At 48.2% G+C, this 14701-nt stretch carries 11 protein-coding genes, 1 other RNA gene and 1 other annotated feature; of the genes, 10 read left to right on the top strand and 2 right to left on the bottom strand.

What is annotated here, in order from left to right:
* The first annotated feature begins 39 nt into the window (after positions 1–39).
* From recJ to dtd, 4 genes are all read left to right on the top strand, one after another.
* On the top strand, positions 40–2388 hold the full coding sequence (gene recJ / locus BTA31_RS19295; RefSeq protein WP_043925425.1) for a single-stranded-DNA-specific exonuclease RecJ: 2349 nt from the start codon (positions 40–42) through the stop codon (positions 2386–2388).
* Between the two features lie 17 nt (positions 2389–2405).
* Entirely contained in the window at positions 2406–2918 is a 513-nt protein-coding gene (locus BTA31_RS19290; protein ID WP_076793556.1) for an adenine phosphoribosyltransferase, read from the top strand.
* Between the two features lie 169 nt (positions 2919–3087).
* Positions 3088–5289 carry a RelA/SpoT family protein gene (locus tag BTA31_RS19285; protein ID WP_043925426.1) on the top strand — a complete coding sequence of 734 codons (2202 nt, stop codon included), beginning with the start codon at positions 3088–3090 and terminating at the stop codon, positions 5287–5289.
* A gap of 13 nt (positions 5290–5302) precedes the next feature.
* Complete coding sequence (gene dtd / locus BTA31_RS19280) at positions 5303–5746, top strand: D-aminoacyl-tRNA deacylase (RefSeq protein ID WP_043925427.1); 444 nt, start codon at positions 5303–5305, stop codon at positions 5744–5746.
* A 28-nt stretch (positions 5747–5774) separates the two neighbouring features.
* Here dtd and BTA31_RS19275 read toward each other — a convergent pair whose 3' ends face one another.
* On the bottom strand, positions 5775–7346 hold the full coding sequence (locus BTA31_RS19275; RefSeq protein WP_076793602.1) for an N-acetylmuramoyl-L-alanine amidase family protein: 1572 nt from the start codon (positions 7344–7346) through the stop codon (positions 5775–5777).
* 142 nt (positions 7347–7488) lie between these two features.
* Between BTA31_RS19275 and BTA31_RS22890 the strand changes: the two genes are divergently transcribed.
* The 5 genes from BTA31_RS22890 (at position 7489) to BTA31_RS19255 (ending at position 12275) form a co-directional block, all read left to right on the top strand.
* Positions 7489–7653: a YrzK family protein gene (locus BTA31_RS22890; RefSeq protein WP_094777454.1), complete on the top strand. Its 165-nt coding sequence runs from the start codon at positions 7489–7491 to the stop codon at positions 7651–7653.
* A gap of 54 nt (positions 7654–7707) precedes the next feature.
* Positions 7708–7947 (top strand) — a binding site (T-box leader).
* A 79-nt stretch (positions 7948–8026) separates the two neighbouring features.
* Entirely contained in the window at positions 8027–9301 is a 1275-nt protein-coding gene (hisS, locus tag BTA31_RS19270) for a histidine--tRNA ligase (protein ID WP_076793555.1), read from the top strand.
* A 14-nt stretch (positions 9302–9315) separates the two neighbouring features.
* Positions 9316–11094 carry an aspartate--tRNA ligase gene (gene aspS / locus BTA31_RS19265; RefSeq protein ID WP_076793554.1) on the top strand — a complete coding sequence of 593 codons (1779 nt, stop codon included), beginning with the start codon at positions 9316–9318 and terminating at the stop codon, positions 11092–11094.
* Positions 11095–11162: 68 nt separating this feature from the next.
* Positions 11163–11357, top strand: a non-coding RNA gene (ssrS, locus tag BTA31_RS19260) — 6S RNA.
* A gap of 153 nt (positions 11358–11510) precedes the next feature.
* Positions 11511–12275: a tRNA threonylcarbamoyladenosine dehydratase gene (locus BTA31_RS19255; protein ID WP_043925430.1), complete on the top strand. Its 765-nt coding sequence runs from the start codon at positions 11511–11513 to the stop codon at positions 12273–12275.
* A 142-nt stretch (positions 12276–12417) separates the two neighbouring features.
* On the opposite strand, the gene BTA31_RS19250 is transcribed toward BTA31_RS19255, so the two are convergent.
* Positions 12418–13683: a replication-associated recombination protein A gene (locus BTA31_RS19250; protein ID WP_076793553.1), complete on the bottom strand. Its 1266-nt coding sequence runs from the start codon at positions 13681–13683 to the stop codon at positions 12418–12420.
* A gap of 597 nt (positions 13684–14280) precedes the next feature.
* Between BTA31_RS19250 and cymR the strand changes: the two genes are divergently transcribed.
* Entirely contained in the window at positions 14281–14697 is a 417-nt protein-coding gene (gene cymR, locus BTA31_RS19245; RefSeq protein ID WP_023855382.1) for a cysteine metabolism transcriptional regulator CymR, read from the top strand.
* The last annotated feature ends 4 nt before the right edge of the window (positions 14698–14701 follow it).

The following is a 14701-nucleotide window of genomic DNA, read 5'->3' as shown; positions in this document are numbered from 1 at the left end:
TGCCGCTCTAGTATAATAGTGTGGTTGAGGGGTGAATTTATGTTAGCGTCAAAAATGCGTTGGGACGTGCGAACGCCCGACAAAGAAAAGGTGGAGCAGCTCGCCGGAAGGTTAGGCATTACTCCCCTTGCCGCCTCATTGCTTGTCATGAGAGGTTACGATACAGCCGACAAAGCATCTTCATTTTTATATGGCAAGGATGCTGTTTTTCATGATCCTTATCTGTTGAAGGATATGGAAAAAGCTGTACGGCGAATCAAACAGGCAATTTCAGATCAAGAAAAGATTATGATTTACGGAGATTATGATGCGGACGGTGTGACAAGCACGACTGTCCTTTTGCAAATGTTGAAAAAATGTTCAGCACAAGCCGATTTTTATATACCTGACCGCTTTAAAGAAGGGTACGGTCCGAATGAAGCGGCCTTTCGCGGGATCAAAGAATCAGGCTATTCATTGATCATCACAGTTGACACAGGCATTGCCGGCGTTCATGAAGCTGAAGTCGCTAAAGAGCTCGGCATCGACCTGATCATTACGGATCACCATGAGCCGGGCCCCGTTTTGCCGGATGCCTATGCGATCATTCATCCGAAACAGCCGGGCTGCGGCTATCCATTTAAAGAGCTTGCCGGCGTCGGTGTGGCATTTAAGCTTGCCCATGCCTTGAACGGAGAGCTCCCGGAAGATTTGCTCGACCTTTGTGCGATCGGCACGATTGCCGACCTTGTGCCGCTTCATAATGAAAACAGGCAGATTGCCAAGCGCGGCATGGAACAGTTCAGGAAAACGAAGCGCCCAGGATTAAAAGCGCTGGCGAAAATTGCCGGAGCGGAGATACATAGTGCGGATGAAGAAACCATCGGTTTTCAAATCGCGCCCCGCTTAAACGCGGTCGGCAGAATTGAACAGGCTGACCCGGCCGTTTACCTCCTGAATACAGAAGACGAAACAGAAGCGGAAGAGCTTGCTGAAGACATCAACGCCTTGAACAAGGAGCGCCAAAAAATCGTCAATCAGATGACAGAGGAAGCCGTTCAGATGATCGAGGAGGAAGGCCTTGACCAGTCGGTGATCGTCGCGGCGCGGCCGGGCTGGAATCCGGGCGTCGTCGGAATCGTGGCTTCAAAGCTTGTCGAGCGGTTTTACAGGCCCGCGATCGTCCTCGGCATCGATGAAGAAAAAGGCATCGCCAAAGGATCTGCGCGCAGCATCAAAGGATTTGATTTATTTCAAAACCTTTCGGAGTGCCGGGATATTCTCCCGCACTTCGGCGGCCACCCGATGGCAGCCGGAATGACGCTCAACCTGGAAGATGTTCCGGCTCTAAGAGAGAGAATCAATCGTCAGGCTGAAGCGGTTCTGACCGAGGAAGATTTTATTCCTGTCCAAGACGTCGATTTGTGCTGCCGGCTCGAAGATATAACGGTTGACAGCATTGCCGAAATGAACATGCTGGCGCCGTTCGGCACGGGAAACCCGAAGCCGTTCGTTCTTGTCAGCGACGTTAAAATTGACGATGCCAGGAAAATCGGCGCCAACAAGAATCACTTGAAGCTTGTCCTGGCAGACGGTGAGAACAAGCTCGATTGCATCGGATTTTATAAAGGCGCTATCGAAGAAGGAATCGTTCCTGGAGCAAAGATCTCGATTGTCGGGGAACTGTCGATTAACGAGTGGAATAACAGAAAAAAACCGCAGCTGATGATCAAAGATGCGGCCGTCAATGAATGGCAGCTGTTTGATCTGCGGGGTAAACGGTCATGGGAAGAAAAAATATTGCAGCTGGACCCTGCAAAACGGGCGTGCATCTGCTTCCGCGAGGAAACAAAAGCGAAGCTGGCAGGGACAGGCCTTGAGGAAGAGCTGACCGTCATCAGCGGCCCCGAAGATGCAGAGCGGCTCGATCTCGAGAGCCGTTATGCGGTATTTATAGATATTCCGCAGTCGCTCGACATCTTTGATCATGTAATAAATGGCAAAAATCTGGAGCGCATTTATCTGATTTTTTATCAATCAGACGAACATTTTTTCTCAACATTTCCAACAAGGGAATATTTTAAATGGTACTATGCTTTCCTCCTGAAAAGAGGTTCTTTTGACTTGCCGAAATACGGCGGAGAGCTTGCCAGACATAAAGGCTGGACAAAAGACACAATTGATTTTATGACAAAGGTGTTTTTTGAGCTCGGTTTTGTTACAATAGAGAATGGTGTTTTATCTGTTGTTTATCATGCCGAAAAGCGCGATCTAACAGATTCTGAAACCTACCGGGAAAAACAGCGCCTGATTGAATTGGAGCAAAAGCTCATTTATTCTTCGGCGGATGAGCTTAAACAGTGGCTGGATAAGCGGATGGCGGAAAACGCCGGCGCTTATAAAGTATGAGGAGGACATGAAGACAGATGGATTTGAAGAAGTATGTGACAATTGTGCCGGACTACCCGAAGGAAGGCGTACAATTTAAAGATATTACAACATTGATGGACAAAGGCGACGTCTATCGCTACGCGACAGATCAAATTGTAACGTATGCGAAAGAAAAACAGATCGATCTCGTTGTCGGACCTGAAGCGAGAGGATTTATCATCGGCTGCCCTGTCGCATATGCGCTTGGGGTAGGGTTTGCGCCTGTCCGCAAAGAAGGCAAACTGCCGCGCGAAGTCATCAAAGTCGACTACGGATTGGAATATGGAAAAGACGTCCTGACCATCCATAAAGATGCCATTAGACCGGGGCAGCGCGTCTTAATCACTGACGACCTGCTTGCAACCGGCGGGACGATTGAAGCAACGATCAAGCTTGTTGAAGAGCTCGGCGGCGTCGTGGCCGGAATCGCTTTCCTGATCGAACTGACATATCTTGAAGGAAGAAATAAACTGGACGGATATGATATTTTAACCTTGATGCAATACTAAACAAAATTTATACTATAAAAAGCACTCATAAAAAGCGGGTGCTTTTTTTCCTATTCATATAGTATTCCGGGGCCGGCAAAAGCCCTTTTAAATTTCTTCTCTTTACATCTGTGACATTTTTCTTGATAATAATTACAATACAGTTTTCAATTATAAAAAAGGTGATTCCATGGCGAACGAACAAGTATTAACCGCTGAGCAAGTCATTGAGAAGGCGAAAAATTACCTTTCCGATGAACATGTTGCTTTTATAAAAAAGGCTTATCAGTACGCGGAAGACGCACATCGCGAACAATACCGCAAATCGGGCGAGCCGTATATTATTCATCCGATCCAGGTCGCAGGAATCCTCGTCGATTTGGAAATGGACCCCGCCACAATAGCGGGAGGATTTCTCCATGATGTGGTGGAAGATACGAGCGTAACGCTTGAAGATTTAAAGGAAGCATTCAACGAAGAAGTTGCGATGCTTGTCGACGGCGTCACGAAGCTTGGGAAAATTAAATATAAATCACAGGAAGAACAGCAGGCAGAAAATCATCGGAAAATGTTTGTGGCTATGGCTCAGGACATCCGCGTCATTTTGATCAAGCTGGCGGACCGCCTTCACAACATGAGAACCCTGAAGCATCTGCCGCAGGAAAAGCAGCGCAGAATTTCAAATGAGACGCTTGAAATATTTGCTCCGCTGGCTCATCGCCTTGGGATTTCAAAAATAAAGTGGGAGCTTGAGGATACCGCTTTACGGTATTTAAATCCGCAGCAATATTACCGGATCGTCAATTTGATGAAGAAAAAGCGGGCCGAAAGGGAATTGTACGTCGACGAGGTCGTAAACGAAGTGAAAAGTCGCGTCGAAGAGGTCAATATTAAAGCGGACTTTTCCGGCCGGCCGAAGCATATTTACAGCATCTACAGAAAAATGGCCATGCAAAACAAGCAATTCAACGAAATTTACGACTTGCTCGCAGTCCGGATCCTCGTCAACAGCATCAAGGACTGCTACGCGGTTTTAGGCATTATTCATACGTGCTGGAAGCCGATGCCGGGCAGATTTAAAGACTATATCGCAATGCCGAAGCCGAACATGTACCAGTCGCTCCACACCACCGTCATCGGCCCGAAGGGGGATCCGCTGGAAGTCCAGATCAGGACGTTTGAAATGCACGAAATTGCGGAGTACGGAATCGCGGCCCATTGGGCTTACAAAGAAGGCAAAAATGCCAATGAAGATTCAAGTTTTGATAAAAAACTCTCCTGGTTCCGCGAAATTTTGGAGTTTCAAAATGAGTCGAGCGATGCCGAAGAATTTATGGAATCTCTTAAAATCGATTTGTTTTCCGACATGGTGTTCGTTTTTACGCCGAAAGGAGACGTCATCGAATTGCCGTCAGGCTCCGTGCCGATCGACTTTTCGTACCGGATCCATTCAGAAATAGGCAATAAAACGATCGGGGCGAAAGTAAACGGCAAAATGGTCACGCTTGATTACAAGCTGCGTACAGGGGATATCGTAGAAATTCTGACATCCAAGCATTCGTACGGTCCGAGCCAGGACTGGATCAACCTTGCCCAGACATCTCAGGCGAAGCATAAAATCCGTCAGTTCTTTAAAAAGCAGCGCAGAGAGGAAAACGTCGAAAAAGGCAAAGAACTGGTTGAAAAAGAAATTAAAAACCTGGACTTTGAAGTGAAAGACGTCTTAACAGCAGAAAATCTGCAGAAGGTCGCCGACAAATTTAACTTTGCCAATGAAGAAGACATGTATGCCGCAGTTGGCTATAACGGCATTACAGCCGCTCAAGTTGCAAACCGCCTGACGGAAAAAGAACGGAAGATCAGAGATCAGGAAGAACAGGTGAAAAGCGTTCAGGACGTAACGCCTGAAGTGAAACCTTACCAAGGGAAGAAACGCGAAGCGGGCGTTCGCGTCAAAGGCGTTGACAACCTTCTGATCAGACTGTCAAAATGCTGCAACCCTGTTCCGGGAGATCCGATCGTCGGATTCATTACAAAAGGCCGGGGCGTCTCCGTCCATCGTGAGGACTGCCCGAACGTTTTAACAAATGAAGCGCTCGACCGGCTGATTCAAGTAGAATGGGAGCATGAACCGCAGACGCAGCGGAGAAAAGAATATAACGTCGAAATCGAAATTCTCGGCTATGATCGCCGCGGACTTCTAAATGAAGTTCTTCAGGCCGTTAATGAGACAAAAACAAATATTTCATCCGTTTCAGGTAAATCGGACCGCAATAAAGTGGCGACGATCCATATGGCCATCTTCATTCAAAATATTAATCATTTGCATAAAGTAGTTGAACGGATCAAGCAAATCAAAGATATTTACTCCGTGCGCAGGGTGATGAATTAGGAGGAAAAGTGTCATGAGATTAGTTGTTCAGCGCGTCACAGATGCAAGCGTTTCGGTGGGAGGTGAGACTGTCGGTCAAATCGGCCTCGGCTTGATGGCGCTTGTCGGTGTGACGCACGAAGATACGAGCGAGGATGTCGCATATTTGGCGGAAAAGCTTGTCAATCTGCGAATTTTTGAAGATGAAGGCGAAAAGATGAACCTGTCGCTTTTAGATGTCGGGGGCTCCGTTTTATCGGTTTCTCAGTTTACCTTGTACGGCGACACGAAAAAAGGAAGGCGGCCGAATTTTACAAAAGCGGCAAAACCCGATCAGGCGCTTCAATTGTACGAGGAGTGGAACAGCATACTTCGCGCAAAAGGCGTCACTGTCGAAACGGGAAGATTTGGAGAAATGATGGATGTCAAGCTGACAAATTCCGGTCCCGTCACGTTTATTATGGATTCGAAAGCATAAAAAAGCTCCCATTTGGGAGCTTTTTTTATTAGTCAAAATAGTTTTCCAGGCCGCTTCTGATGCCGTCTGTCACTCTTTCTCTGTAAGCGTTCGTGCTGACAACCGCTTCTTCTTGAGGATGGCTCAAGTAGCCGAGTTCAAACAATGCGGCGGGCTGTTTATTTTCTCTTAATACGAAGTAGTCCCCGAATAATACGCCGCGGCTTGGCAGAGGCGAGTGCTTTTCGATCTCGGACTGCACGTCTGCTGCGAGCTTCCGGTCTTTTGACGGGCTGTAGTAATAGGCGGTATTTCCCCTGACGGACGCGTTTGGAAAACTATCATAATGAATGCTGATAAAAGCGTCGGCGTTTCGGTAATGAGAGGTCGCGACCCGCGACTGAAGGCTGACGAAAGAATCGTCATTCCGTGTCATATAGACGTTGACGCCATCGGCTCTCAGTTTCGCGGCAAGTAGCGTTGCTGTTTTGATGGTCAGCCGTTTTTCGAGCGTCCCCCGCGTTCCGATTGTTCCGCTGTCATGTCCTCCGTGTCCGGCATCGATGATAACCGTTTTATTTTTGATTGTGCCGCTTGCGCTCGACCGCTTTGCCAAAGGCGGTGCTGCGCTTTTCGAATCTCCGGCTGAGCCTGACTGGTCAGCGGTCTGAACGACCCAGCTTGCCACATAAGCGGAATTGCCGTTTGACAGTTTGATTTCATACCAGTCGCCTTTTGCAGAGACGATCGGGTAAGACTCGCCTTTCCCCGCTCGCTTGACGATCGCTGAGGATGTCGAAGGCCCGCTTCTAACATTTGTGCCTTCATACACGATGGTGGCCTGCTGTTTTGACCCGGAGCCGCTGCTTGTTTCCGAAGTTCCGCTTTTCTGTTTGGTTCCTTCGAGAATATAGTGGCTTGCGGCCCAGCCCTTTTGTCCATTAAATTCGATTTCATACCAGCCGTGCTGTTCGTTTAAAATCGTCACGCTTGCATTCCGTTGGAGCGTGGCAATAATCCGTCCTTGATGGGAAGCTGTGCTCCTGACATTTAAGGTGGATACGCCGACCGTTCCTGATTTTGTTGATGAAGCATGTGATGAAGACGATTGAGACTGTTGTGCGCCTGAACCTTGATTGACATAGTCTGAATGGACCCAGCCTGTGATGTTCTGATAGGAAATCTTCATCCATTTTCCGTCGGTCTTTAACAGGTCAGCCTGTTCTCCTTCAGGGAATACGCCTTGGACTTCATATGAAGTGCCGGGACCTTTTCTGATTCTTAAGTTTGCTTCGGAAGATGTGACTTTTCCCGATGCGGAATCAGACCCGCTGGAGACTTGGCTTTTTTTCTTGATCAGCCAGGATACGACCCAGCCTTTTTGTCCGCCGTTCAGCTGAATTTGCACCCAATCCCCGCGTTCTTCGAGAATCGGATAGCTTTCATTCCGGCTGACGACGCTGACGACTTCGTGGCTCAGTCCAGGACCGCTCCTGACATTGATTTCATCGGTGGCAATCACGGCTTCCCCGATGGCTGCAGAAGCTGTGTTTGACGATGTATAAAAGGCTGCTTGTGTTGCCAGCATCATCGATAGGATCAATACCGCTCTTTTTTTCATTTTGATACCCATCTCCTCCTTTCGGTAAAAAACTTGGAACACTACTTCTTCTTCTATATCGTATATTCCTTGCCGTTTTTTTAATAAAATGAAAATGATTTGTTTATACTATAGAAAAAAGATATCAAAAGGATGTTGCTGCATGAGGTATAATCAAAGAATGGGCAGGGCGATCCATGAGCAAGATGCGAATCTGCATCTAAAGGAGCATGCGGACCCGGAGCACGCCGGCTTCATGGAAGAAACGGCCACTGAGCTTGGGCTGACGTCCAAAGAATCAATTCAGAATAAAAAGAACCGCAAATAGGGTTGACATGCAAACATAACACTCGTATTATAATATAAATTAGTGTACATATGAGCTGAACTGAAGATGGAGAATAGTAGGCAAGAGTACGTGAAAAGAGAGGAACCGCCCTGGGCTGAAAGCGGTCTGCACGGTATCTTGACCGAATGAACACTCCGAAGGTTTCCCGCTGAAAGCCCGTCAGAACATGCGAGCAATTAGGCGGCGGACGTGAACCTGCGTTAAAGGCATGAGCGGGAACGGGTTTATCGTTCCAACTAGGGTGGCACCACGGGTATAACTCTCGTCCCTACTATTGGTTTTATAGTAGGCTCGGGGGTTTTTTTATTTCCATAAATGAAAAAAGCATTTCAGTCATGAGGAGGATTTTAACATGGGATTTAATATTCCAAGGGGAACACAAGATATTCTCCCCGGAGAATCGGAACGCTGGCAATATGTCGAAAAGATTGCGAGAGAAACGTGTCATGCGTATCAATATAAAGAAATCCGGACGCCTATTTTTGAACATACAGAACTATTTTCCCGCGGGGTGGGAGAATCGACCGATATCGTGCAAAAAGAAATGTACACATTCGCAGACAAAAAAGGAAGAAGCCTGACGCTTCGTCCTGAAGGTACTGCATCAGCGGTACGCTCTTTTGTGGAAAACAAACTTTTTGCAAATCCGGTTCAGCCGACGAAGCTTTACTACATCGGACCGATGTTCCGCTATGAAAGGCCGCAGACGGGGCGCTACCGCCAATTTTATCAATTCGGCATCGAAGCGATCGGTTCGAACGATCCGGCGATTGATGCGGAAGTCATTGCTTTGGCGATGAGCGTGTACCGGAAAGCGGGTCTCAGCAATCTGAAGCTTGTCATTAACAGCCTCGGCGACAAAGAGAGCCGAACCGCTCACAGAGAAGCGCTGATCCGCCACTTTGAGCCGCGGATCGACGAGTTTTGTTCAGACTGTCAAACACGGCTCCGGCAAAACCCGCTGCGGATTCTGGACTGCAAAAAAGACAGGGATCATGAACTGCTGAAAACGGCTCCTTCGATTCTTGACTACTTAAATGAAGAATCTAAAGCCTATTTTGCAAAAGTACAGCAATATCTGACCGACATCGGCATTGCATTTGAGGTCGATTCGAATCTGGTGAGAGGGCTTGACTATTACAATCACACGGCTTTTGAAATCATGAGCAATGCCGAAGGCTTCGGAGCGATTACGACGCTTGCAGGCGGTGGGCGCTATGACGGCCTTACCGAGGAGTTCGGCGGACCGAAAGCGCCGGGCATCGGCTTTGCGATGAGCATCGAACGCCTTCTCGCCGCACTGGACGCCGAAAATGTAAATGTCGGAACGGATGACGGCATTGACTGCTATATCGTGACACTTGGCGACAAAGCCAAAGACTATTCCGTATCCCTCCTCTATAAACTGAGAGAAGCAGGGATTTCCGCCGAAATCGACTATGAACAGAAAAAAATGAAAGGTCAGTTTAAATCCGCTGACCGTCTCCATGCGAAATATATCGCTGTTTTGGGCGAGGATGAACTGAACCAAAATCAAATTAATGTCAAAGATGCGAAAACAGGAGATCAACAGGCCGTCGGCCTTGATGAATTCATCCGTTTTTTGAAAACAAACACTGAAAGTTAAAGGAGAGGACCGCTTTGTTTGGACGAACGTATTATTGTGGCGAAATAACGGAGAAGGCGATCGGAGAATCCGTCGTTTTAAAAGGATGGGTTCAAAAAAGACGCGATCTCGGAGGCTTGATTTTTATTGATTTGAGAGACCGTACCGGCATTGTGCAGGTTGTGTTTAATCCGGACGTTTCCAAAGCAGCCCTGGAAACAGCTGAAAGCATCCGCAGCGAATATGTGCTTGACATTACAGGCAAAGTCGTTGCCCGCGAAGAAGCAACAGTCAATCCGAATTTAAAAACCGGAAGAATCGAAATTCAGGCGGAATCGGTCGAGGTGCTGAGTGCGGCCAAAACGCCTCCTTTTGCGATCAGCGACCAGGCTGCAGAAGTATCTGAAGACATCAGATTGAAGCACCGCTATCTCGACTTGCGCCGTCCGGAGATGTTCAACTCCCTGAAAATGCGTCATAACGTCACAAAAGCTGTCCGCCGCTTTTTGGATGACAACGGCTTTCTCGATATTGAAACGCCTGTTTTAACAAAAAGCACGCCTGAAGGCGCACGCGACTATCTTGTACCGAGCCGTGTGCATGAAGGGGAATTTTATGCGCTTCCGCAATCTCCGCAAATCTTTAAACAGCTTTTGATGGTGTCAGGATTTGACCGCTATTATCAAATCGCCCGCTGCTTCAGGGATGAGGACTTGCGCGCAGACCGTCAGCCTGAGTTTACGCAAATCGATATCGAAATGTCATTTATGAGCCAGGAAGACATCATGAAGCTCTCGGAGGAAATGATGGCGCACGTGATGCGTGAAACGCACGGCATTGAAATCTCGCTGCCGCTTCCTAGAATGTCATATGAGGATGCCATGAACCGATACGGCTCTGACAAACCAGATACGCGCTTCGGCATGCTTTTGACGGATGTGTCAGAAGCAGTGAAGGATTCGGACTTTAAAGTGTTCGCTTCGGCCGTGACGAGCGGCGGAGCGGTCAAAGCGATCAATGTCAAAGGAGCCGCTGCAAACTACTCTCGCAAGGATATCGATGCGCTTGGAGAGTTTGCTGCAAACTATGGAGCAAAAGGGCTGGCTTGGCTGAAAACGGAAGCGGATGGACTTAAAGGACCGATTGCAAAGTTTTTTGCCGGCGAAAAACAGGAGGCGCTTGTTCAGGCGCTTGATGCCGCAGATGGGGATCTGCTTCTCTTTGTGGCCGACAAGCTCGAAGTCGCCAATGACGCGCTGGGAGCGCTTCGTTTAAAGCTTGGTAAAGAGCTGAACCTGATCGATGAAAGCTTGTTTAACTTCTTATGGGTTGTCGACTGGCCGCTTCTCGAGTACGATGCTGAGGAAGGCCGCTACTATGCCGCGCACCACCCGTTCACCATGCCTGTCAGGGAGGATCTCAAGCTGATCGAGACGAATCCGCAGGACATGAAGGCGCAGGCTTACGACCTTGTCCTAAACGGCTATGAACTTGGCGGCGGATCGATCCGTATTTTTGAAAAAGACGTTCAGGAGAAAATGTTTGGCCTTCTCGGCTTTTCAGAAGAAGAAGCGAAGGAGCAATTCGGGTTCCTGCTCGAGGCTTTTGAATACGGGGCTCCTCCGCACGGCGGAATTGCACTCGGTCTTGACAGGCTTGTGATGCTGCTCAGCGGCCGTACGAATTTGAGGGATACGATCGCATTCCCGAAAACGGCCAGCGCAAGCTGCCTGATGACCGAAGCGCCAAGCGAGGTCGACAATGCTCAGCTTGATGAGCTGCACCTTGAAATTAAACACAAAATTCGACAGTAAATTGTAAAATATACGGCTGTACATCCCATTGAAAATCAAAGGGACGTATGATATCATTTTTAACAAATAAAGTCCTGATGTGTTTGTTGTACACCTAGTTTTGACCGAACATTTTTTTACTTGGGAGTTCGATGTTTCCAAATGGAGCAAATGCCTCTTTTCACTCGTGTGCTGGAGGACTTGCAAAGTTTGGAACAGAACACCCACCTGCCGAGAGCGGGATCAAAACGAAGGAATACGACAACGGCACAATCGGGACTTTTTTGTGCTTGAAAGGGCCGTTTTCGGCCATACATAGGATAATCTATGAGGCAGAGCGAAAAAATATGACGGAAAAATGAAATAGAACGCTTGTTTAATCACCCGATTATGATAAGATACTATCGGTAACTGTTTATAAAGATGGAGTGAGATTCTTGTTACATCAGTTTTCACGCAATGAATTAGCGATTGGAAAAGAAGGTTTAAATATTTTAAAAAACAGCACGGTCGCCGTTTTGGGCGTCGGCGGGGTCGGCTCTTTCGCCGCGGAAGCGCTCGCCCGTTCAGGTGTCGGCAGGATCGTGATGGTCGATAAAGATGATGTTGACATCACGAATGTCAACCGTCAGCTGCCTGCTTTACTTTCAACGGTCGGACAGCCGAAAGTTGACTTAATGAAAGCGAGAATTGCTGATATTAACCCGGAATGCGACGTCATCGCTTTAAAAATGTTCTATACCGAAGAGACGTATGAACAGTTTTTTGCTTATGAACCGGATTATGTGATCGACGCGTCAGACACGATTCATTATAAAATTCACTTAATGAAAGAGTGCCTGAAGCGGAACATCAACATCATTTCAAGCATGGGAGCGGCCAATAAAACAGATCCGACAAGGTTCCAAGTGGCCGATATTTCAAAAACCCACACTGATCCGATTGCAAAAGTCATCCGGACGAGGCTTCGCAAGGAAGGCATTACGAAAGGCATTAAAGTCGTCTTTTCTGACGAAAGCCCGATCGTGATCCGCGAAGACGTGCGCCAAGTCGTCGGAAATGATGAGGCGAAAATCCGCAAAGCTCAGATGCCGCCGTCTTCAAATGCTTTTGTTCCGTCGGTCGCAGGCTTGATCATGGGCGGCCATGTGATCATGGAGCTTTTGAAAGATATTCCGATCAAAAGGGTGAAAGATAAGTAATACAAAAACGACAGCAGAAGTGCTGTCGTTTTAGATTGTTGACAAAATCCCAAAACTAAAAGCCGTTTTGGGATTTTGTCATCGTTTAAGCTCGGCGTAAGGAAAACAGCCTGTCTCCCATGAAAAGGAAACAGGCTGTTTATTATTTTTGTTTCATCAGCTTGTCATATACTTGTTTCAGCGCGAGCTCAAATTTACCCGTCTGCTTCGGCTGATAGTAAACTTTGTTTTTCAGCGGATCAGGCAGATACTGCTGTTTGACCCAGCCGTTCTCGTAATCGTGCGGATATTTGTATTCCACGCCTCTGCCAAGCTCTGCTGCTCCTTTATAATGGGCGTCTTTTAAATGGTTCGGCACATCGCCGATCTTTCCGGAGCGGACGTCTGACATTGCTTCGTCAACCGCAAGGATCGCCGAGTTCGATTTAGGAGACAGGCATAGCTCGATCACGGCATTGGCCAGCGGAATCCTTGCCTCCGGAAATCCGATCCGTTCCGCCGTTTGAATGGCTTGAAGCGTTCTTCCTCCAGCCTGCGGACTCGCCAGGCCGACATCTTCATAGGCGATAACAAGCAGCCTCCGGGCAAGGCTTTCCAAATCCCCCGCTTCAATGAGCCTTGCCATGTAGTGAAGCGCAGCATTGACATCAGAGCCTCTGATCGATTTTTGGAAGGCGGAAATGACATCATAATGCGCGTCTCCATCTTTGTCGTGGGCAAAGCTTTTTTTCTGCAGGCATTCTTCTGCGATTTCCAATGTGATGCGGATGGTTCCCTCGCTGTTTTCCTTTGTGGACAATACGGCAAGCTCGAGCGCATTCAAAGCGGAGCGGACATCTCCGCCGCAGCCGCGGGCCAAATGGTCAAGCGCTTCATCATCGACGGCAACGTCATACGCACCGAGGCCTCTGTGTTCATCCTCAAGCGCCCGTTTAATGGCCGCTTTGATTTGTTCAGGGTCTAAAGCGTGCAGCTCGAAAATCTGCGTTCTGCTTCTGATCGCCGGATTGATCGCATGATACGGGTTGGCTGTCGTCGCCCCGATCATGATAATCATGCCGTTTTCCAAATACGGAAGGAGAAAGTCCTGCTTGCCTTTGTCAAGCCGGTGCACCTCATCAAGGATTAAGATGACCTGCCCCGACATTTTTGCTTCGGCGGCAACGGCTTCCATGTCCTTTTTATTATTGATGACTGCGTTCAGCTTTCGGAAAGCGATGCTCGTGCTGCCGGCAATCGCCGTGGCGATCGATGTTTTGCCGATGCCCGGTGGGCCGTACAGAATCATCGATGAGAGGTGTTTGGCCTGCACCATCCGATGAATAATCTTTCCTTCCCCGACCAGATGATCCTGGCCGAGAACCTCTTCGATTTTTGTAGGGCGCATTCGAAATGCGAGTGGTTTCATGATTGATCTCTCCCGAATGTATTCTTTTTATAGAGTAACGGAAAAAAGACGATTAGAAAAGAAATGAATATGGCAAGCTGAATATAAGGCCGAAAATGAAAGTTTATATAAAGTGTGCTATAATAACCTGTAATCTATCAGACGGGCAAGGCCGGAACCTTGTCCAAACCGAGTTTTTAATATATAACAGATGCTTGAAACCGGCAGCCGGCTTGCACCGGTGTTTCATCTTGAAGATCGGCTTATGCCTTATGAGGATGTACCGGGCGCCTTTGCGTCCTGTGAGGAGCGCGGAGTGCCTTCGTCCGGAGTGAGACTCGGCTAAAGGCTTTCGCGTCCTGCGAGGAATGCCGAGTACCTTCGTCCTGTTGTGAAAGGAGACTCGGCTAAAGGCTTTCGCGTCCTGCGAGGAATGCCGAGTACCTTCGTCCTGTTGTGAAAGGAGACTCGGCTAAAGGCTTTCGCGTCCTGCGAAAACGCCGAGTACCTTCGTCCTGGTGTAGAAGGAGACTCGGCTAAAGACTTTCGCGTCCTGCGAAAAACGCCGAGTACCTTCGTCCTGAAGGCATGATTTATTATAGGTTAGAGGTGTTTATTTTGAAAATATCAACTAAAGGCAGATACGGGCTGACGATTATGATTGAGCTTGCTAAAAAGCATGGGGAAGGCCCGACTTCTTTGAAAAGTATTGCTCAGACAAACGATTTATCGGAACATTATTTGGAACAGCTTGTTTCACCTTTGCGGAACGCCGGGCTTGTGAAAAGCATCCGCGGCGCGTACGGCGGCTACATTCTGGGTGACGAGCCTGAGGCGATTACGGCGGGCGATATCATTCGCGTCCTGGAAGGGCCGATCAGCCCGGTGGAAGTGCTTGAAAATGAGGAGCCGGCAAAGCGCGAACTGTGGATCAAGATTCGCGATGCTGTCAAGGAAGTGCTGGACTCCACGACGCTTGAGGACTTGGCCAGCTATACAGAGGGCGAGCAAGAAGCGTATATGTTTTACATTTAAGATC

It is taken from the genome of Bacillus haynesii (assembly GCF_001969855.1).
Lineage (GTDB): Bacteria > Bacillota > Bacilli > Bacillales > Bacillaceae > Bacillus > Bacillus haynesii.
This window is presented reverse-complemented; position numbering and strand designations above follow the sequence as displayed.

Excerpts from the sequence above, each read along its gene's own strand:
- recJ (WP_043925425.1), top strand. The coding sequence starts at position 40 with ATGTTAGCGTCAAAAATGCGTTGGGACGTGCGAACGCCCGACAAAGAA.
- BTA31_RS19290 (WP_076793556.1), top strand. The coding sequence starts at position 2,406 with ATGGATTTGAAGAAGTATGTGACAATTGTGCCGGACTACCCGAAGGAA.
- BTA31_RS19285 (WP_043925426.1), top strand. The coding sequence starts at position 3,088 with ATGGCGAACGAACAAGTATTAACCGCTGAGCAAGTCATTGAGAAGGCG.
- dtd (WP_043925427.1), top strand. The coding sequence starts at position 5,303 with ATGAGATTAGTTGTTCAGCGCGTCACAGATGCAAGCGTTTCGGTGGGA.
- BTA31_RS19275 (WP_076793602.1), bottom strand. The coding sequence starts at position 7,346 with ATGAAAAAAAGAGCGGTATTGATCCTATCGATGATGCTGGCAACACAA.
- BTA31_RS22890 (WP_094777454.1), top strand. The coding sequence starts at position 7,489 with ATGAGGTATAATCAAAGAATGGGCAGGGCGATCCATGAGCAAGATGCG.
- hisS (WP_076793555.1), top strand. The coding sequence starts at position 8,027 with ATGGGATTTAATATTCCAAGGGGAACACAAGATATTCTCCCCGGAGAA.
- BTA31_RS19250 (WP_076793553.1), bottom strand. The coding sequence starts at position 13,683 with ATGAAACCACTCGCATTTCGAATGCGCCCTACAAAAATCGAAGAGGTT.